Origin of the sequence: Actinopolymorpha cephalotaxi (genome assembly GCF_013408535.1) — a bacterium.
Taxonomy (GTDB): Bacteria; Actinomycetota; Actinomycetes; order Propionibacteriales; family Actinopolymorphaceae; genus Actinopolymorpha; species Actinopolymorpha cephalotaxi.
In genome coordinates, this window is record NZ_JACBZA010000001.1 from 5,175,406 (window position 1) to 5,194,542 (window position 19,137).

The window sequence follows — 19,137 nt, forward strand, 5'->3', positions numbered from 1 at the left end:
GTTCGCCGACCACAGCCTGGTGTGGGACGCTGGCCGGGTGCATCCGCTGCTCAAGTACTCCCTGGGAACAGCCGCCGGTGCCGTCGCCGCCGGCGCCGCCTGCGTGACCTACGCCGCGGCGTACGAAGCGCACGCCTTCCGCCTGCGCCGCTTCGACGTACCGGTGCTGGCGCCGGGCAGCCGGCCGCTGCGCATCCTGCACCTGTCCGACCTTCACCTCATGCCGGACCAGCAGGACAAGGTGGACTGGGTGCGCGGCCTCGCCGCGCTGGAGCCCGACCTGGTGGTCAACACCGGCGACAACATCTCCGACCCGGAGTCGATCCCGGTGGCGCTGCACGCCTACGAGCGGCTGCTGGAGCTGCCCGGCGTCTTCGTCTTCGGGTCGAACGACTACTACGCACCATCACCGGTGAACCCGTTCCGTTACCTCCGGCGCAAGGAAGGCCCGCGGCCGCTGGTCGCCCCCAAGCTGCCGATCGAGGACCTGCGGAGAGGCTTCACCGAGGCCGGCTGGCTGGACCTCAACAACGCCAAGGGCGAGCTGAAGGCGGACGGCAGGCGCTGGGCGTTCGCGGGCGTGGACGACCCGCACATCCGCGTCGACCGGTACTCCGAGGTCGCGGGGCCCGCCGACGAGTCCGCCGAGCTCACCATCGGGGTCACGCACGCGCCGTACCGCCGGGTGCTGGACGCGATGACCGCCGACGGGTACCGCCTCCTGCTGGCCGGGCACACCCACGGCGGCCAGCTGGCCCTACCGCTGTACGGCGCACTGGTCACCAACTGTGACCTGGACAGGGGCCGGGCCAAGGGCCTGTCCCGCTGGGGCCTGTCGTGGCTGCACGTGTCCGCGGGCCTGGGCACGTCGCCGTACGCCCGGATCCGGTTCGCCTGCTATCCCGAAGCCAGCCTGCTGACCCTGCGACCCGCCCGGTGAGGGTGGTCGAGTGAGGGTGCCTGCGTGAGGTTGCTGAGGGTCCCGGCCCGGCTGACCACACCGCGGCTGATCCTGCGGACGTGGCGGGCGGAGGACCGGCCGGCGTTCACCGCCCTCAACGCGGACCCGATGGTGATGGAACACATCATGGGTACGCCGATGAGCCAGGCGGAGAGCGACCAGCTGGCCGAGCGCATCGAGGAGCACTGGCAGAAGCGGGGCTACGGGCTGTACGCGGTGGAGCTGCGGTCGACGGGCGAGCTGGCCGGCTTCATCGGCCTGCACCAGCACCTCGCCGTCCCGCAGGAGGTCGAGATCGGCTGGCGGCTGGCCCGGTCCACCTGGGGCCAGGGCCTGGCCACCGAGGGGGCAGTGGCCGTTCGTGATCTCGCGTACGGCCAGCTCCGGCTCAGGTCGCTGATCGCGATCACGGTCGCGGCGAACGTCCGGTCGGTGCGGGTGATGGAGAAGCTCGGGATGACCTACTGGCGGCAGGTGCAGTTCCAGGAATGGCCGCTGACGGTCTACCGGGGCATCCCGGACGCCATGAGCGATACCCAGTCGCAGGCTCGCGAAGAGGCCCGATAGACTCACCTGGCGTTCTCGGGGTGTGGCGCAGCTTGGTAGCGCGCTTCGTTCGGGACGAAGAGGTCGTGGGTTCAAATCCCGCCACCCCGACGCAGGTCGAAGGCCCTGCCGGACTCCTCCGGCAGGGCCTTCGAGCGTCTGGGGCCCGTTTCGGGGCACCCGAGCGGCGATCTCCGTCCTCGCCGCGAACTCGGGATCGGGGCTGCCGGGATCGGTGTGGGACCATCGGCGCCGTGACCGAACGGACGATCCAGCTGCAGGACGTGGTGCGGCGCAAGGCCGCGCACCTCGGCCCCCGCGGGGAGGAGTGGCTCGCGGGACTGCCCGCCCTCGTGGACGAGCTCGCCCGCAGGTGGTCCGTCACGGTCGGCCCGCCGCTGTCCGGCGGCACCGCGTCCTTCGTCGCACGCGCCCGTACGGCGGACGGCCAGGACGCCGTTCTCAAGCTCGCGGTGCCCGAGTACGACTTCGGCGGCCAGGTACGCACGCTCGTCGACGCGGACGGGCACGGGTACGTCCGGCTGCTCGCCCACGACGTCGACCAGCACGCGATGCTGCTGGAGGCGCTCGGCCGGCCGCTGGGGGAGGTCGACGTTCCTCCCGAGGACAAGATCGCGACCCTGTGCGCGACCCTCCGCCAGGCCTGGCAGGTGCCGCGGCCTCCGGGACCGGCGGTCGACCCGGCCCTGGGCCTGATCGAGCTCGTCGGCACCCTGTGGGAACGGCTCGGCCACCCGTGCTCCGAACGCGTCGTGACGCAGGCCCTGACCTACGCCGAACGACGGGCGGCCGCCTTCGACCTCGACCGCTCGGTCGTGGTGCACGGCGATCCCCATCCCGGCAACACGCTGCGGGTGCTCACGCCGAGGCCGGGTGCGGAGTCCGGCTTCGTCTTCGTGGACCCGGACGGCCTCATCGCGGATCCGACGTACGACCTCGGTGTCGTCCTTCGCGACTGGGGCCCGCAGCTCCTCGCCGGCGACGCGCCGGTCCTGGCCCGGCACTACTGCGCGCTGCTGGCGGGCCACACCGGTCTCGACGAGAAGGCCATCTGGGAGTGGGGATTCCTCCAGCGGGTGTCGACCGGGCTGTACGCGCTGAGCTTCGGCGCCGACGAGATGGCCCGCCCCTACCTCGAGACCGCCGAACTCCTCGCGTCACCGGACCACGTTTGACCGGTGGCGTACGAGCGCAACGGCGCGTTGACAGCTCCCCCGACGAGCTGCCCACCATCGGAGCGATCGAGTGAGTCGAGGGCCCGGCCGCCTGCTCAACCTTCCGCCAGTACCTCGGCGATCAGACGGTGGCCCTCCTCCTCGAACGACTCATCGCCGACCTGGTAGGCCCACGCGGCGGTCCCGATCGCGTAGCGGATCCGGGTTCGGCGCCACGCCGCGGGCTCTCGCGGATCCCGGCCGTATCCGTCCAGGAACGCGTCCTCGAGGCGCCGATCGGACCGAAACTGCCGGGTGGCCAGCTGAACGAAGTCCGTGAACGCCGGACGCAGGTCGGCTCTCCCGAAGTCGATCGCGCTCACTGTTCCTTTGTGGACGAGCCAGTTGCGAGGCTGCCAGTCGCCGTGCGTCGGCACCAGCGTGCTTGTCGGCGTGGGCCACGACTCGACCGTCTCTCGCAAACGCGCGGCAACGTCGGGCGCGATCCGGTGCGGTCGGTTCAGCCACGCCAGCGTGTTTGCGTTTTCCCCTTCCTCGAACTCGTCGTCCTCGACCGAGAGCTGCTCATGCAACAGCGCCAGCAACCGGCCGGCCTGGCGGTAGGTGTCCGGATCGCCTTCGCGGTCGTTTCCCTGTACGAGTTCACCAGGCAGGTAGCGAGTCACCAACAGCTTCGCGTCGGCGTCCGCGTACACGAGGCCCGGCGCCCGTCCGCGTGACGTCCAGGGCTGGAGCCAGTTGCGGTGCGCCCGTAGCTCACGCGCCAGGTGGTGATCCTTGCCGTCACCCGCCTTGGCGATGTACCGGACCGCGTTGTGACGCAGCTCGAGCACTACGGTCCCGACCAGTCCCCAGCTGTGGTCTCGCACCACCTCCGCGCCAGGTAGCCACCGCTCCAACAGGTGGCGCTGCTGCTGTGAAAGCTGAGCCTCCGAAGTCATCACGGAAGCCTAGGGCTGTCCTGGTTGGCAGGGGTGGAAGCACCAGTGGCGTAACCGTGAAGGATCCTCCTGCCCGTGTCCGCTCTGCTTCGCCGCAGCCCGAGCCCGAACGAGCGCAACTTGAAGCTGACGCAGATTCGCCTTGTGGATAAGGGGTTTCCCGCGAGCGGAAACCGATCTTGTTCGGTAGATTCGAACACATGAGCGACGACGGTAAGCACTTCGACGGCCACCCGGGTGAGGACCTGGGTGGCTGTCGGGTGCTGCCTGCGGGGTTTGAGGATTTGCCGGGTGGGCCGGAGTTGGCGGTGGCGATCGCTTCGGTCGACCTGGCCGCGTGTGACGGGTGGGAGTTGGAGGAGTACGTCAAGGGGGCACGGCGGCTGAGCTGCTGGGTGGAGTCCCGCTGTTTGACAGGGGTGAACGAGCTTGCCCACGCTGATCCGGGTATGTGTACCGGTCCGGGCGGGCGCAGGTTCACCGCGGACTTTCGCGTCATCGTCGACCGGGTCACCGACGCCAAGCCCGACCTGTGGGACGCCATCGAGGCCGCCCTGTTTCCGAAGGTGCTCCAACTGCGGGGCGGGTTGTTGCGGGCGAAGGTGGAGGCAGAGGTCCTCAGGGCAGACACCGACGCGGCAGTGGAACGGCACAAGGCCAAGCGCTCCGCGCGTGACGTCGCGATCTGGCCCTCCGTCGACGGAGTCGCCGACCTCGGCATCCGAGGACTGTCCGCCGACCAGGCCGCGGAGGCGTACGGGAACATCGACGCGATCGCGCGTGCAGTGAAGTCCGGCGGCGACCCCCGCAAACTCGGCCAGCTCCGCGCCGACGTCGCCGCCTCCCTGCTGACCGGCATGGCCGACATCATCGACTGCTCCACCCCCACCGACACCGACAATCACACCGACGAAGACCAGGCAGCTCAAGAAGAGCCCGAGCAGGACGAGGCAGGGCAGGCCGAAGGTGAGCCCGACCAGCGGCCGAGCGGGGACGGGCACTGCACCGTTCACCGGTACCCCGACCACGACGTGCACCCCGACTGGTGCCAGTGCGGGGACTGCGCTCCCGCTCAGACCGGCGCCCTGACAGGTGTCGACACCTGGTGCACCTGCTCCGTCACCCATGACACCGCAGCACATGAGGCGGCCGAGCACCACGCAGCCGCAGTACACCCAGCCGGCGAGGACGCAGCCGCAGAGCACGCAGCCGGTGAGGGCGAAGCAGGTGTGAGTGCAGCCGGTCCGGCCGCCGCTTCCGACACCGGTTCCGACACCGGTTCCGCCGCGGGACAGATCCCGCAGCAGAACCGCCGACCCGACGAGCCGACCGACCCGACCGACCCGCCACCTGCCGGGTCGACACCACCGCGGCCGCCCTGGTCGTCCTCGCAGCCGAGCTGGGGGCCGATACGAACGCGCTCGAAGATCCAGCTGAACATCCCGCTGACCACGCTGATGGGGCTGTCCACCCAGCCCGGGGAACTCGGCGGGTTCGGACCCGTCATCACCGAGGTCGCCGAACGCATCGTGGCGAACCACCTCGACAACCCCGAAGCCCGCTTCAGCGTCGGCGTCACCCATCCGGTCACCGGACGCTTACTGCACCTGCATCCCATACCGGCGAGGTTCCTGCGCGGACTGCAGGCCGAGCTCGTCCATGCCCGCGACCAGCGCTGCGTGTGGACCACCTGCCGCAGACCCGCCGCGACCTGTCACCTGGACCACAACACCGAGTACGCCGACGGCGGAGAAACCTCCGTCGACAACATCGCACCCCTGTGCCCACGCCACCACAAGGCGAAAACCGAGAGGGACTGGAAACTGAAGCAGACCGGACCCGGCGAACACACCCTCACCAACCCCTTCGGCCGCCAGTACCTCAGCCGGGCGCCCTCCCTCACCGACCCAGCCGTCGACGAGCCGGAACCCGCCACCGCCGGAGCACGGTCGGCCGAGGATGACCTACCGCCGTTCTGAGACTCGTTGCATTCGGAAACGTCCGGGATGGGTTCTAGGGTGCCGCCATGACCGACACCGACCAGACGACCGCTCAGGCGATCGACCCGCCCTGGGAGCCACCGCTCGCCGGCACCGAGACCGAGCACCTCCTCGGCGCGCTCAACCGGCTGCGTACGACGTTCCGCTGGAAGGCGGGCCACCTCGACGAGGCCGGGCTGAAGACACGCATCGGGGCCTCTTCGCTGACGCTCGGGGGCCTGCTCAAACACCTCGCCGGCTGCGAGGACTACATCTTCACCACCAAGCTGCGCGGGGAGCCGATCGGTGATCCGTGGGAGGCGATGGGGTGGGATGGCAGCAACGACTGGGAGTTCACCTCGGCCGCCGACGACTCCCCTGAGGAGCTCTATGCCCTGTGGGACGGTGCGGTCGAACGCTCCCAGGCGCGACTCGACGCCGCGCTGGCCGACGGCGGGCTCGACCAACTCGTGCACGCCTCCTCCCCCGACGGTCGCCACGCCAGCCTGCGCCGGCTGGTGTGCGACCTGATCGAGGAGTACGGCCGGCACACCGGGCACGCCGACCTGCTCCGCGAGGCGGTGGACGGCGCGGTCGGTGAGGACCCTCCGGCCGGTTGGCACGTCTGAACCAGTACGTACGCCGGACCGACGGGCTCTCACCATCCAACGTCAGCGGTGGGCAGGCGTGTCCGCCGTCGGCCTCGCAGCCCTGATCAGGTAGCGGTGGTTGTGCACCACGAGCGGACCCTCCGTGCGGAGCTGGTGGTCGAGCTCCCGGAGCTTCGCGTCGTACCGGCGTACGTCGAAGTCGGGGATCACCCAGGACACCACGGTCAGCTGGTAGACCACCGCGGCAATGTCGTGGAAGGCGTACGGTGCGAACTCCTCCTGTGTGGTGAGGATCGAGAACCCACGATTCTCCAACCCCGCGAGGGTTCTGGCGCACTCGTCGGCGTCCACGTCCTGGGCGGGCGGCGCCCCGAGCGCGGCGTTGAGCTCGAGGTCGTTGCGCGTTCCGCCCTGCTGGGTGAGGAAGATCCCGCCCGGCGACAACGCCCGCCACACCTCGTCGACGTCGAACGCCCCGTGCCGGTTGAGGGCCAGGTCGAACTCACCGTCGGCGACGGGTAGCCGAGCGTCCTCCTGCGCCCTGCGTACCTCGACACCCAACGGCTCGAGGCGCTTTCGCGCGGCGCGCACGTTCGGCTCCCAGCACTCGGTGGCGACAGTGTGGGAAGGAAGCGGGGCCAGCGAGGCGAGCAGTTCACCACCGCCGGTGTCGAGGTCGAGCAGGGCGGCGGAGCGCGAGACCGCCTCGCGGGCAAGGGCCGGGTAGGACCAGGAAAGCTCGCCGCCGCTGGTCCGCCCTTGCAGGTAGGAGAAGTCCCACCCGCTCATCGCCTCGGCGGCGGCCAGGGCATCGGCGACGAGGTCTTCGTAGGTGTCGGGCGGGTGAGAGGGGGCGGCGCGTTCGGTCGAGGAAACAGTACGGCGGGGATCCATGATCGGAGGTCCTGTTCGAGACGAAGGTACGAGGCAACACAGGACACGCCGACAGGCAACTCACCGTCGGCGCGGCGCCGGAACTCCTGGCTGCGAAGCGGAATCCGGGCGCTGGGCTAGTTGCTATCTCGCACGCCACCACCGTAGCGGACACGGCAAGCCCTGGTTGGGCTTCCTCACCCGTATACGCCCGAGGCGAACACTCGGCCATCGAGGGCCGGCAGTCGTTAGCGTGCGGACATGACACCGCCCGACCCCGGCCAGGTGGCGGCTCTGCCGAAAGCGGACCTGCATGTTCACCAGGAAGCCGCCCCGCGGCTGGACCGCGTCCTCGCCCGGCGGGAGGAACGCCCGCCCTACGACTGGGCGGCCTGGCGACGTCGGCTGGTGGCGGAGCTTCCACCCGGGCAGCTCCGGCTGGGTTCGCTGGGCAGCGCCCCCATCCTGATGGAGCTCGACGACGACGAGATGTTCGTGGCGCGCACCGTCGACATCCTGACCGAGCACGCCAGTGCCGGTGGGTGCTACGTCGAGGTGCGCTGCGGCGGCGACTCGGTGCTGCGAGACGGGTTCATGGAACTGTTCCGTACTGCCGAACACCAGGTTCAGACAGTCCATCCTCACCTGCGCGCCGAAGCGCTCGCGGTCTTCGCCGACCTCACCGCGCCCGCGGACTACCTTGCCCGCAAGGCCGATGCGTGTGTACGGGCGGCTGCTGAGGGTCTGGCCGGGGTGGACTTCATCGTCACGCCGTACGGCAGCGACGCCGACTGGTCGGTCGCATACCGGCTGGCCGAGCCGCTCGCCGAAGCCGGCCTGGGCATCACCGCGCACGCGGGAGAGTTGACCACCGCCGACCTCCCGGCCGCCGCGCGCATGCCCGGCCTGACCCGGATCGGACACGGTGTGCACGCGGCGTACGACCCTTCGCTGACCCAGCTCCTGCTGGACCGCGAGGTGACGTTGGAAGTCGCGCTCTCCTGTAACGAACTGTTCGGCGTTCTTCCTGCCACGCAGGAGCATCCACTGCTCACGCTACTGACCGCCGGAGTGCCGGTCACGTTGGCGACCGACGATCCGGTCCAGATCGGGACGACCATCGACGCGGAGTATGCCGCCGCTGCGCAACTCGGGGTTGACAACGACCAACTTCTGCAGATCACCCGGAACGCGATCAGAGCTGCCTTCACCACGGCGGAGCGGCGTACCGAACTGATCGATCACGTCGAGCAGGTCGCGCGGCCATCACTGCACTGAACGGCGGCGTTCCCAGTCCGGCGCCAGAATGCTCATCAGCACGTCGGACTCCCAGCCGCCGTCGACGTACAGCACGTCGCGCCGGGCTCCTTCCTGCACGAAGCCGACCTTCTCGTAGGCGCGTCGGGCGCGGGGATTGAAGTCGTACACGTTCAGGGAGATCCGGTGCAGGCCGAGCTGTTCGAACCCGTGGCCGACCATCAGTCGCATCGCCTCGGTACCCAGACCGCGGCCCTGACCGCCGGCCACGAGCGCGATGCGGATGTTGCAGCTGCGGTTGGGCTCGTCCCACTGGTTCAGGACGACCTCACCCACACACCCGCCACTGCGCCGATCGACGACGGCCAGGTCCAGCCGGTCCGGCTGCGCGTTCCGGCTGCCGTACCACGCCTGCATCCGCGCCTCGGCCGTCTCGTCCCAGGGGTCGGTCTGGTCGGCGGCGTGCACACTGCCGGTCAGCCGGGCGATCTCGACGTCACGGAGCATGGACCGCAGGACGGGGGTGTCCTCCGCGAGGAAGGGCCGCAGCAGCACCTGCTTCCCGACCAGGGTGGGCTTGACGGAGAAGGCGCTCACGGGCAGCTCGTTGGTCACCCAAGGATTGTCGGTACGGCAACCCTCCGCCACAACGGCTTTCACGCGATGAGCAGACCGATGCCGAGACGCGCGACCCCGGCGGCACTCCTCTTCTGGGTGGGTTCGCCAACGCCCTCACGACCGGCCGGTGGCCGGCTCCGGCGTCGCCTGGGGCCGGCGCGGGTGGAGTACGTGCAGTACGCGCCGGGCGGGTGCGGGATCAGCCGAACGGGCCACCCAGACGGCGACCGCGAGGTAGAGGACCTGTTCGGCGACGCGTAGCCCCAGGGGCGTGGGCGCGTGCCCCTGGAACGGCACGTCGGCAAGAGCGGCGTAGACGTTCGCCGGAAGGAGCAGGACGAACAGCGCCGTCAGGCCGACCGCCGCGGACCAGCGCGTCGCCACGACCACCAGACCGGCGGCGCCGAGTAGCTCCAGCACGCCGGTGAGATACACGACCGCGTCGGGGAACGGCACGATCGGCGGCACCATTGCGACCAGGTCCCCGTGGTTCGGCATCGCGGTCACGGCCGCCGGCACGAAGTGGGCGCTGGCGGTGACGAGGAGCATGACCGCCAAGGCGTGCGCGGCGCTCGCCGGCCAGGTGCGGAACCGGCGTACACCCAGCGCACCGACGGCGCGGAAGACGAGCAGAGCGGAGACGAGCAGGACTTCGATCACTGGGTACCTCACAGTAGATAGTTAAACTATCCGTTTATGGATACTCGTACTATCCACTATGGGTGGCGCGGTTGGCAACCGGGTTCCGCACGCCCGCTCAGCGATCACTTCCTGACGTGAGCGCCGAAGCACCGGACCTGAATCCATGGCGATGGCGTGCGGTCAAGGCATCAGGAGCGGCCAACACCGGTTGCCGGCCGACCAGGTGAGGACAGTGCGGCGCGTCTCCCAGTCAGAACCTGAACACTTCCCGGCGTAGCTCCACGTACGGAAGCTCGTTGCTCCATGCGGGGAGCTTGTATTTGCAGTCGACGAAAGCGGAGACGACAGGATGCTGGACAGGCGCACATTCCTTTACGGCGCAGGCCTCACCGCCGGTGCCGTGACACTCGGCGCGTGCTCCTCGGGAGGCGGTGAACAGGGCGCACAACCCAAGGCGAGCAAGTCGGCGGCGACCTCGGGGAAGGGCTCGGAGCGCAAGCCGCTCTCACCGCCGAAGAAGCTCACCGAGGCGCCGATGCTGGCCGACCAGGTGAAGGCCGGCAAGCTCCCGGAGGTGGCGAAGCGAGTCCCTTCCAGCCCGTACGTCGTTCCGCACAAGTGGCTCGAGCCCGCGAAGTACGGCGGAAACCTCAACGTCCTCGTTCCGGAGACCAACGACCTGCAGATCCTGGAGTACATGTACGGCCACTCCCTGCTGCGGTTCCTCAACGATGCCCTGGACATCGGTCCCGGTCTGGTGGAGAGCTTCGAGTCCAACGCCGACGCCTCGGAGTGGACGCTGCACTTCCGCAAGGGGCTGCACTGGTCCGACGGACAGCCGTGGACGACGGCGGACATCATGTTCTGGTGGGAGGACATGGTCCTCAACACCGAGCACACCGAGGTCCCGCCCGACGAGGCACGGTCGGGCAAGGGCACCGTGATGAAGATGACCGCACCGGACGAGAACACCCTCGTCCTCTCCTACGACGCGCCGGCACCGCTCACGCCGATCCGGCTGGCGGGGTACGTCAATCGTGGCAACGGTTCGACCTGGATGGAGCCCAAGCACTACCTGAAGCAGTATCACCCGCGCTACAACAAGTCCGCGCCGAAGAACTGGGCCAGTGCCGACGGCGAGTTCGAGAAGAAGCGCAACCAGGTGCAGACGCCCGGCTGCCCCGTCATGACCGGCTGGGTCCTCAAGTCCTACAAGGAGGGCCGCCAGGCCGTCTGGGAACGCAACCCCTACTACTGGGTCGTCGACCGGGAGGGCCGCCAGCTGCCCAACGTCGACCAGATCACCTTCCGTGCCAACAAGGACGTCGAGGTCGGCAAGCTGCAGATCCAGCAGGGCAAGGTCGACTACGTCCACGGCCCGTTCACCGGGCTGACGCTCGGGGACGTGTCGGGCTTCAAACAGACCCAGAAGCGCAGCGGGATGGACACCTTCTTCTGGGACAGCGGAACCGGCACCGGTTCGATGTTCTTCTTCAACTACGACTACCAGGACCCGAAGATGCGGGCCCTCGTCCGCAAGCCGAAGTTCCGCCAGGCGCTGTCGTACGCCTTCAAACGCGCGGACGCCCGAAAGCAGATCTACTTCAACACCGGCGAACTCACCACCGGGACGATGAGCCCGAAGGCCGGGGAGTACCAGTCCGGCGCCGAGGGTCAGAAGATCTACAAGCAGTGGCGCGACTCCTACGTGAAGTACGACCCGGCCAAGGCGAAAGCGCTGCTTGACGAGCTCGGCGTCAAGGACACCAACGGCGACGGCAAGCGGGAGATGCCCGACGGCAGCCCGCTGGCGATCCGGCTGGACTATCCCGCCGACACCGGTGACGAGCACCAGCAGAAGAACAACATGCTCAAGCGGGACTGGGAAGCGGTCGGCCTGACGGTCAAACTCAACCCGGTCGCACCCGAGGGCTACGGCGACCAGTGGGCCAACGGCCGACTGGCCTCCCAGTGCGCGTGGGAGGTCAGCAACGGACCTGACCACTTCGCCCAGGTCGCCTGGCTGGTGCCGGTCGAGTCCAGCCGGTGGGCTCCGCTGGAGGGGCAGATGTTCAACCTGCGCGGGACGGCGGCGGAGAAGGAACAGCTCGACGTCGACCCGTTCAAGCGCACCCCGCCGCGAATGGCGCCGGAGAAGGGCGGCCCGATCGAGCGGCTGTGGAAGCTGTACGACCAGGCCAAGCTGGAGCCGGACGAGCTCAAGCGGCGCCGGCTCGCGTTCGAGATCGTGAAGATCCACATCGACGAGGGACCGTTCTTCATGGGCACGGTGGCCAACACCCCGGCGGTCATGCTGGCCCACAAGGACCTGCGCAACGTGCCCCGCAAGGAGAACCTCACCCAGGGCGGCTTCGTCAACCCGTGGCAGCACCCGACGCCCGCGGTGTACGACCCGGAGACGTACTTCTGGCAGAACCCCGACAAGCACACCACCTGAGGTCACCGGAGGGCCCCGGCCACGCGGCCGGGGCCCTCCGGCGACGCGGCGGGGCCCTCGGCGACGTGGCCTTCGGCCTTCCAAGTCGGGCGTTCTGGCTGCGTCCTCACCGGGTTCCGCGGCCGCAGACTGCTGCCATGAACTCCTTCGTCAGGCAGATCCTGCGGCTGTGGGACGAACCGATCGTCGACTGGGCGGCGGCCGAGACCGCCTTCCACGCGGTGTACGCCGACCCGGTGGTGGTCAACGACGTCAAGCTGGCCGTGCCGGACCTGGTGAGCCGGGCGCTGGCCCTGCAGGAAACCTACGAAGGCCGTACGACGGAGATCATCGAGACGTTCGAGTCCGACGGCCGGATCGCGCTGGCGGTCCGGATGCGGGGACGGCACGTAGGTGCGCTGGCCACCCCGCTCGGCCCGGTCGCACCGACCGGGCGGATGGTGGAGATCCGGGTGGTCGACCTGCTCACCGTGTCCGGCGGCCGGGTCAGCGCGGTCACCACGTTGTCCGACGAGCTCAGCCTGCTCCGCCAGCTGAACGCCGTGGCGCTCATCTGACCTTGCCAGGCGGTTCGAGCTCTACAGGGCGTCCCAGTCGAGCACCGGCGCGGCCAGGTCACGGATCGAGGCCAGCAGCCCCAACCGGGCGGCGCGTACCGCCGGGTCGTCGGCCATCACCAGCACCGCGTCGAAGAACGCGTTGACCGGCCCGACCAGCCCGCCGACCGCGTCCGCGAACTCCGCCAGGGAGTAGTCCGTCCCGAGAGCGTCGGCGACCTTGCCCAGCTCCTGGTGCAGCGCCAGCTCCTCCGGCTCGGTCAGCGCGGCCGGGTCGTAGCCGCCGGCCACGTCGGCCGGCACGATCCGCCGCACCCGCTGCAGCGCCGCCACCACGTCGGCGAACGCCGGGTCGGACGTACGCCGGGACAGCTCCCGCAGCGTCTGGTCGGCCAGCGCAGGCGTCCCCGCCAGCGGCAGCACCGCCTGCACCTGGGTGTACTCGTGCCCGGCGTCCAGCAACTGCTGTTCGTACCGCCGTACGACGAACTCCCCCGCGTCGGCCAGCGCCTTGTCGGGCACCTCGACGCCCTGAGCCCGGATCCGCTCGGCGGCCAGCGAAAGCCCACGCTCCACCGTCACCGCGGCGAGGTCGGCCCGGTCGCGCAGGATGCTCACCACGCCCAGCGCGGCCCGCCGCAACGCGAACGGGTCGGAGCTTCCGGTCGGGTTGGCACCGACCGCGAACAGTCCGGCCAGCAGGTCCAGCCGGTCCGCCAGCGCGAGCAGGGCGCCCGGGCGGGTCGCCGGCAGCGGGCCACCGGCGGCACGGGGCAGCTCCATGTCGTACAGCGCGGCGGCTACCGCCTCGGTCTCCCCCGCGCGCACGGCGTACTCGCGGGCCATCGTCCCGGCCAGCGAGGTCAGCTCGACGACCATCTGCGAGCCCAGGTCGAACTTCGTCAGCTCACCCGCCCGGGCAAGCGCGGTCGCGTCGTCGCCGGAGACCGACACCAGCTCACCGAGCCGGCCCGCCACCGCGGAGATCCGGTCGGCGCGTTCGGCCATCGAGCCGAGACGGCTCTCGAACGCCAGCTTGGCGAGCCCGGCGCGGTGCTGCTCCGGCGGCACCTCCAGGTCGGCCCGCCAGAAGAACGCCGCGTCCTCATACCGTGCCCGCAGCACCGCCTCGTTGCCGGCGCGCACCACGTCGGCGTCACAGGAACCGTCGGCGACCGCGACGAAGTGCGGCAGCAGCGTGCCGTCGGCAGCGCGCACCGGGAGGTAGCGCTGGTGCTTGCGCATCACCGTGGTGAGGATCTCCGCCGGCAGGTCGAGGTAGTCGGCCGAGAACGAGCCCAGGAGCGGCACCGGGTGCTCGACCAGGTTGACGATCTCCTCGACCAGGGCCGCCTCGCCCTCCAGGTCGATCACGCCGCCCACCTGCGCGGCCAGCGCCTGGGACGCGGCCACGACGAGCTCGCGGCGTTCGTCCGGGCTGGCGGTGATCTCGTGCCGGCGCAGGAAGTCGAGGTAGCCGTCGGCGGACGGCACGGTCACGACCGGCTCCGCCGCCGTACGCCGCACCCGGGTGGTGGTGCCGGAGGCCAGCGCGGAGACCGCGACCGGAACGGCCTGCTCACCGAGCAGGGCCAGCAGCCAGCGGATCGGGCGGGTGAACGACAGCTTCGGGTCGCTCCAGCGCATGTTGGTGTCCGAACGCAGGTCGGCCACCAGCGAGCCGAGCAGCTCCGACAGCACCCGTGCGGCCGGCCGGCCGACGTCAGTGCGCACGGCGGCGACGTACTCCGTGCCGCCCTGCTCGATCCGGGTCAGGTCGGCGGGGTCCACGCCCTGGCCGCGGGCGAACCCCTGCGCCGCCTTGGTCGGGTTGCCGTCGGCGTCGTAGGCGGCGGCGACCTTCGGGCCGCGCACCGTGCGCTCGGCGTCCGGCTCGTGCGGGGCCACCGCCTCCACGACCGCGACGACTCGCCGCGGCGTGGCGTAGGTGCGGACCTCACCGTGGGTCAGCCGGGTGCCGGCGAGCCGGCTGGTCAGCCCCTCGCGGACGGCCTCGGCGGTCCGGCGTACCTCCGCGTGCGGAAGCTCCTCGGTGCCGAGCTCGAACAGCAGCGTCGACGGCTCGTCGATCGTGGGGTACGCGGAGTCCTCGGCCGGCGCCTGCGCGAGCGGCGGCGGCTCGACCAGGCCGAGCGGGTTGCCCAGCTCCTCCCGGCGTTCGGCCCACAGCGTGGCGACCTGGCGGGCCAGCGAGCGCATCCGGCCGAAGGCGTTCGCCCGCTCGGTGGTGCTGATCGCGCCGCGGGAGTCGAGCACGTTGAAGACGTGGGAGCACTTCAGCACGAAGTTGTGCGCGGGTACCGGCAGCCGCTCGGTGATGCACCGGCGGGCCTCCCCCTCGTAGTCCTCGAACAGCCGCCAGTTGGTGGCCACGTCGGCGTCGTCGAGGTAGTACCGGCTCATTTCGTACTCGGACTGGCCGAACACCTCGCCGTAGGAGATACCGGGCGCGTAGGCGATGTCCTTGAAGTGGCCGACGCCCTGCAGCGCCATCAGGATCCGCTCGATGCCGTAGGTGATCTCCACCGACACCGGGTCGAGGTTCTTGCCGCCGGCCTGCTGGAAGTACGTGAACTGGGTGATCTCCAGGCCGTCCAGCCACACCTCCCAGCCCAGGCCCCACGCGCCGAGCGCCGGGGACGCCCAGTTGTCCTCGACGAACCGGATGTCGTGCGCGTCCACGTCGATGCCGAGCGCGCCCAGGCTGCCGAGGTAGACCTCCTGCGGGTCACCCGGGTCGGGCTTGAGGATCACCTGGAACTGGGTGTGGGTCTGCAGGCGGTTGGGGTTCTCGCCGTACCGCGCGTCGTCGGGGCGGACGCTCGGCTCGACGTACGCCACCCGCCACGGCTCCGGCCCCAGCACCCGGAGGATCGTGGCGGGGTTGTACGTACCCGCTCCGACCTCGGTGTTGAAGGGCTGCACGATCATCGCGCCGCGCTCGGTCCAGTAGTTCGTCAGCGCGAGGAGCGCGTCCTGCATCGTCACCACAGTTGCCACGCGGCCCACCTTAGAGGGGCTCCGGGCTGGGGCTGTCGACCGGGACTCCGCGCTCGGACCCGCCGTCGGGTTCCGCGGCCAGGAGGTTCTCCGGGAAGGCGTAGAAGCGGAGCGCGACCGCCCGGACCTCTCCGTCGCCGTCCCCGGCGCCGCTGTCCTGGGCGTGCAGGAGCTGGTAGCGGTCCAGCAGCTCGAGATACTCCTCGGCGAACCGCCGCAGCTCGGCCCGGGACAGCAGCAGCCGCGCCCGCGAGCCCTGGGCCCACGGGCCGTACCGCTCCGGGTGCCGGAACGCCCGTTGGAACAGGTTCAGCTCGTGCGCGAGCCTGGCGTCCCAGAACGCCTCGAACCGGGGCCGGTCCGCCTCGGCGATGTCCTCGGGCCGGGGCGCGCGCAGGTTGAGCGGGACCTCCCGCCACCCCGGCCCGACCGCCTCGACGTAGCCGGCCAGGGAGAGCTCCCCCAGGGTCGCCCACACCTCCGCCCGCGACAGCCCGGTTTCGGCGGTCAGCTCGTCGATGGTCATCACCTGGGTGCCCAGCAGGGTCAGCAGGCGCTGCGCGGACGGGTTGCCCAGCACGAGTTCGATGTCGTGGACGGTCAGCTCCCGCGAGGCCACCCGGGCGTTGACGATGGTGCGTGCGCGTACGGCCAGCAGGACCGCGATCGGGATCTCGACCAGGCCCGCGGTCGCCAGCGACAGCCACCGGTCATCGCTGTTCCAGTCGAGTACGACGTCGAACCACGCGTCGCAGCACAACAGCGCGGCCGTCGCCACCAGGACCGGCACCGCCGCCCGGCGCCGCCGCCAGCCCAGCCACGCCGCCGAGGCGAGCAGGATCACCAGGGCCAGGTCGAAGCCGACCCAGGCCAGCCGCCAGTGCCTGGTCTGGTACTGGTCGGGCAGGGTCACCAGCAGGAAGCCGATCCAGGGGACGAGGGCGACCGCCGCCACGACGAGGAAGAGGAGCAACGGTCGACGTCTCACGGCGACAACGGTAGGCCGCGAATGCGAGTACCGCCGTGAGGCCGTCCCGTACATTCAGCACGTATGGGACGTCTCGATCCACTCGTGGGGCGTCTCGACCTGCGCCCCGCCCAGGACGTGGCCGGACCTCCTGGGACGCGCGGACCGGTCGGCGCGGCCGAACGCCACCTGGCGCCCGACCTCGCCCGGGGCGCGATGCTGCTGCTGATCGCGCTGGCCAACGCGCCGGTTCTGTTGTACGACCGGCCGCTGAGCCTGCGCGGCCACCTCGCCGAGACCGGCTGGGCGGACCGGCTGGTGACGTTCGCGACCACGGCGTTCGTCGACGGCCGGGCGTACCCCATGTTCGCCGCGCTGCTCGGCTACGGCGTGGTGTCGATCGTCCGCCGGCAACTCGGCGCGGGCACGACCCACGCCGCCCTCCGGCGGCTGCTGCGCCGCCGGCACCTCGCCCTGCTCGGCATCGGCCTGGTGCACGCGGTGGCGCTGCTGTCCGGGGACGTGCTCGGCGCGTACGGCCTGGCCGGGCTGGTGATCCTCACCCTGCTCGCGATGAGCAACGGCCGGCTGCTGCTCACCGCCGCCGTGCTCGGCATCCCGTTCCTCGCGGTCGGCGCGACGTACGGCGTGCCACCCGAACCCGGCGCCACCTACCTGCGGTCGGCCGCCGAGCCGTCCGCGCTGACGGCGGCCGCGCTCCGGTTGGGCGAGTGGCTGCCGGCCACGCCGGTCAGCGCGCTCGGCATGCTCGTCCCGATCTGCCTGGGCGTGTGGGCCGGCCGGCGCGGCTACCTCGACCAGCCGGACCGGCACCTGCGGGCGTTGCGGTGGGCGGCCGGGCTCGGGGTCGGCGTCGGCGTGCTGGGCGGGATCCCGTTCGCGCTGGTGGTGGCCGGGGCATTGCCGACGTCCTCGCTGGGCGTCGACCTCGGACTCGCGGTGCTGCACACCGGGACGGGCGTGGCCGGCGGTCTGGGCCTGGCCGCCCTCGCCGGGCTGGTCGCGGCCCGGGTCACCCGGGCCGACATCCCCGGTCGGGTGATCCCTGTGCTGATCCCTGTGCTGATTCCGGGCTTGGCGGCCTGCGGCGCGCGGTCGCTGTCGTGCTACCTCGCCCAGTCGGTCGTCCTGGTCCCGCTGCTGTCACCGTGGGGGCTCGGGCTCGGTGCCCGGCTGGGCAGCGCCGCGACAGCCCTGCTGGCGGTCGCGACCTGGCTGGTGACCGTGCTCGGCGCTGCCTGGCTGGCCCGGCACGGCCGGCGTGGTCCGGCGGAGTGGCTGCTCCGCCGGATCGTCTACGGCCGCGCCGCCTCCCCTTCGCCGGCTGCCCCGTCCAGCGCCAGGTCGTAGTTGACCCACTCCCGCCGGGTGCGGAAGCCGAGGCGTTCGTACAGACCGAGCGCACCGGTGGGGTTGACCGAGTCCACACCGAGCGAGGCCTCGTCGAACCCGGCGTCGCGGGCCGCGACCAGAGTGCGGCTGAGCAGCGCGCGGGCGGCGCCGCGGCCGCGGTACTCCCGGCGGGTGCCGACCTGACCGATGTAGCAGTCGCGGATACCGGTGGCGAGGGTGTCGGCTTCGTACTCGTAGGTGAGGACGTACGCCGCGATCCGGTCGCCGTCCAGCAGCAGGTGGGACGTCGCGCCCCGGAACGACCGCGAGCCGGTCACCCAGATTCGCCACACCTCCTCGTCCCGCGGCTGGAAACCCCAGTGGTCGAGGAACGCCTCGTTGTGCGCGGCGCGCAGCGCGCCGTCGAGTTCGGGGCGGAACGTGGTGAGCGTGAGCCCGGCCGGAAGCTCCGCCGCCGGGATCGGCTCCGCCAGCACCCGCTGCATCCCGAAGAAGTAGCGGGCGGGGGCGAACCCGGACCGCTCCAGCATCGTGCGCGCACCGGCGTTGCCCGCGCCGGTCCCGGTGGTGAGCACCCCCGGGACGGCGGGGTTCTTCTGCGTGTGCGCCTGCCGGCCGCGTTCGCACATCCAGTCCAGCAGCCGGGTGCCGAGGCCGCGCCGCCGCCACAGCGGGTGCACCGCGCCCTCCAGCCGGATCCGGTCCGTCTCCTGCGCGCCCGGCCGGGCGTGCACCACCGCGTAGCCGACCATCTGGTCGCCGTCCCACAGCGCGCGGGTGTCGTCGGCGGCACTCCGTGTGGCGTCGGACATCTCCTCGGCGAGGTCCTCCGCGTCGTAGTGCTCACCCTGGTCGTCCACGATCTCCACCGCGCGCAGCAGCTCCACCCAGGCAGGCAGGTCGCCGGACCCGATCGGCCGGACCGCCGGGTCGTCCCAGCTTCGCCTCGGCTCGCTGTCGGTGGTCTCGGGCACGCTGTCCTCAGGTGCCGCGGGCGGCTGGGCGGCTTCGCGTACGTCGGCGGAGTCGGCGTCGGCGTTCATGGTCGGCAGGGTACGGCCGCGCACCCCCGGCGGGCGCGGGGTTTTCCGGTTGCCTCGCCGCGTCCGGGAGCGTGGGCTGGCCGACCGGCTCCG

General features: G+C 70.8%; 16 protein-coding genes and 1 tRNA gene. 10 read left to right on the plus strand and 7 right to left on the minus strand.

The genetic code is table 11. The features are described from left to right. Positions 1-37 precede the first annotated feature (37 nt). The 4 genes from FHR37_RS22985 to FHR37_RS23000 all read left to right on the plus strand — a co-directional run bounded on the left by FHR37_RS22985 (position 38) and on the right by FHR37_RS23000 (position 2,703). Entirely contained in the window at positions 38-940 is a 903-nt protein-coding gene (locus FHR37_RS22985) for a metallophosphoesterase (protein ID WP_092882442.1), read from the plus strand. A 24-nt stretch (positions 941-964) separates the two neighbouring features. After that, positions 965-1,528 (plus strand): GNAT family N-acetyltransferase, encoded by a 564-nt coding sequence (locus FHR37_RS22990; protein WP_202817945.1) that lies wholly within the window; start codon positions 965-967, stop codon positions 1,526-1,528. A gap of 16 nt (positions 1,529-1,544) precedes the next feature. Beyond that, positions 1,545-1,618: transfer RNA gene (locus FHR37_RS22995), tRNA-Pro, on the plus strand. A gap of 143 nt (positions 1,619-1,761) precedes the next feature. Beyond that, complete coding sequence (locus tag FHR37_RS23000) at positions 1,762-2,703, plus strand: aminoglycoside phosphotransferase family protein (protein ID WP_175542392.1); 942 nt, start codon at positions 1,762-1,764, stop codon at positions 2,701-2,703. Positions 2,704-2,798: 95 nt separating this feature from the next. Here FHR37_RS23000 and FHR37_RS23005 read toward each other — a convergent pair whose 3' ends face one another. Then, entirely contained in the window at positions 2,799-3,644 is an 846-nt protein-coding gene (locus FHR37_RS23005; protein ID WP_092882072.1) for a phosphotransferase, read from the minus strand. Positions 3,645-3,844: 200 nt separating this feature from the next. Here FHR37_RS23005 and FHR37_RS31975 point away from each other — a divergent pair, with 200 nt between their 5' ends. Continuing rightward, the gene (locus FHR37_RS31975) at positions 3,845-5,623 is read left to right on the plus strand and encodes an HNH endonuclease signature motif containing protein (RefSeq protein ID WP_092882069.1); all 1,779 of its coding nucleotides are present in this window, start codon (positions 3,845-3,847) and stop codon (positions 5,621-5,623) included. 47 nt (positions 5,624-5,670) lie between these two features. Continuing rightward, positions 5,671-6,252: a mycothiol transferase gene (locus FHR37_RS23015; protein ID WP_092882067.1), complete on the plus strand. Its 582-nt coding sequence runs from the start codon at positions 5,671-5,673 to the stop codon at positions 6,250-6,252. 42 nt (positions 6,253-6,294) lie between these two features. Here the strand turns inward: FHR37_RS23015 and FHR37_RS23020 are convergent, their stop codons facing one another. After that, a complete protein-coding gene (locus FHR37_RS23020) occupies positions 6,295-7,128 on the minus strand; it encodes a class I SAM-dependent methyltransferase (protein ID WP_092882065.1) in 834 nt (277 codons plus the stop codon). 240 nt (positions 7,129-7,368) lie between these two features. On the opposite strand from FHR37_RS23020, the gene FHR37_RS23025 reads away from it, so the two are divergent. Next, entirely contained in the window at positions 7,369-8,385 is a 1,017-nt protein-coding gene (locus tag FHR37_RS23025; RefSeq protein WP_092882063.1) for an amidohydrolase family protein, read from the plus strand. Here FHR37_RS23025 and FHR37_RS23030 read toward each other — a convergent pair. Continuing rightward, positions 8,374-8,979: a GNAT family N-acetyltransferase gene (locus FHR37_RS23030; protein WP_237768634.1), complete on the minus strand. Its 606-nt coding sequence runs from the start codon at positions 8,977-8,979 to the stop codon at positions 8,374-8,376. The two genes, FHR37_RS23025 and FHR37_RS23030, sit on opposite strands and share 12 nt — an antisense overlap. A gap of 117 nt (positions 8,980-9,096) precedes the next feature. Then, a complete protein-coding gene (locus FHR37_RS23035; protein WP_092882061.1) occupies positions 9,097-9,642 on the minus strand; it encodes a DoxX family protein in 546 nt (181 codons plus the stop codon). A 382-nt stretch (positions 9,643-10,024) separates the two neighbouring features. On the opposite strand from FHR37_RS23035, the gene FHR37_RS23040 reads away from it, so the two are divergent. Next, the gene (locus tag FHR37_RS23040; protein ID WP_330831767.1) at positions 10,025-12,082 is read left to right on the plus strand and encodes an ABC transporter substrate-binding protein; all 2,058 of its coding nucleotides are present in this window, start codon (positions 10,025-10,027) and stop codon (positions 12,080-12,082) included. Between the two features lie 137 nt (positions 12,083-12,219). Next, positions 12,220-12,639 (plus strand): ester cyclase, encoded by a 420-nt coding sequence (locus tag FHR37_RS23045; protein WP_092882057.1) that lies wholly within the window; start codon positions 12,220-12,222, stop codon positions 12,637-12,639. 21 nt (positions 12,640-12,660) lie between these two features. On the opposite strand, the gene FHR37_RS23050 is transcribed toward FHR37_RS23045, so the two are convergent. Then, positions 12,661-15,660: a glycine--tRNA ligase gene (locus FHR37_RS23050; protein WP_237768633.1), complete on the minus strand. Its 3,000-nt coding sequence runs from the start codon at positions 15,658-15,660 to the stop codon at positions 12,661-12,663. Between the two features lie 10 nt (positions 15,661-15,670). Beyond that, positions 15,671-16,648 carry a DprA-like winged helix domain-containing protein gene (locus tag FHR37_RS32675; RefSeq protein WP_139238846.1) on the minus strand — a complete coding sequence of 326 codons (978 nt, stop codon included), beginning with the start codon at positions 16,646-16,648 and terminating at the stop codon, positions 15,671-15,673. Positions 16,649-16,711: 63 nt separating this feature from the next. Here FHR37_RS32675 and FHR37_RS23060 point away from each other — a divergent pair, with 63 nt between their 5' ends. After that, positions 16,712-17,998 carry a DUF418 domain-containing protein gene (locus FHR37_RS23060; protein ID WP_092882053.1) on the plus strand — a complete coding sequence of 429 codons (1,287 nt, stop codon included), beginning with the start codon at positions 16,712-16,714 and terminating at the stop codon, positions 17,996-17,998. Here FHR37_RS23060 and FHR37_RS23065 read toward each other — a convergent pair. Next, a complete protein-coding gene (locus tag FHR37_RS23065) occupies positions 17,944-19,044 on the minus strand; it encodes a GNAT family N-acetyltransferase (protein ID WP_139238845.1) in 1,101 nt (366 codons plus the stop codon). The genes FHR37_RS23060 and FHR37_RS23065 overlap by 55 nt on opposite strands. Positions 19,045-19,137 lie beyond the last annotated feature (93 nt).